Source organism: Streptomyces griseorubiginosus, from assembly GCF_001514195.1.
GTDB classification, from domain to species: domain Bacteria; phylum Actinomycetota; class Actinomycetes; order Streptomycetales; family Streptomycetaceae; genus Streptomyces; species Streptomyces griseorubiginosus.
The window spans coordinates 1-547 of sequence record NZ_KQ948762.1; the positions used below are offsets into that span (position 1 = coordinate 1).

Sequence of the window (547 nt, forward strand, 5' to 3'; positions counted from 1 at the left end):
CCGACGCGTGTGGTGCATACCTGGACGAACCCGTTCGCGCTGAGTCCGGAGGGGTCGGGGGAGTTGTCGCCGACGACGGTGCACGCGGCGTTCGACAAGCGGCAGTTCACCGTGGATGGGAAGGCGTTCACCGACCTTGAGGTGCGTACGGCGTTCTCCAACGCCGGGGCGTTTCAGCCCGCCGATGTCAGCCGGTTGTGGGAGCAGATGGGTGCGGGGATCGAGGAGCGGTTCAATGCGCCGGGGCACCGGTTGCCGAACGGCGAAGAGCGGCCGGCCGGATCCCGGTTGCATGTGACGCCTGTCCGGGTGCCGTACTCAGAGGGCGTGGACGCCCACTGGGTGCCGGAGGTGTTCGAGCCCGGTCCGCAGAGTGCGCCGGTCTCGCATCAGCGGCTGCCGCTCCGTCTCGTCGGAGAGGATGCCGAGGGTGTGGCGGTGGACCTGCTCCCGGGTCTCGGCGCGCACGAGTTCGGGCACCGGCTCGGCCTGCCGGATGAGTCCCGGCGAGAGCAGGATGCGGCTGAGGATCCGGTGGCGCATGTCG

General features: G+C 69.8%; 1 protein-coding gene. It reads left to right on the forward strand.

Annotated elements, in window-relative coordinates; translation table 11 throughout:
- Positions 1-547: hypothetical protein (locus tag AQJ54_RS42935; RefSeq protein ID WP_159055677.1), on the forward strand; the 547-nt coding region annotated here is incomplete at both ends.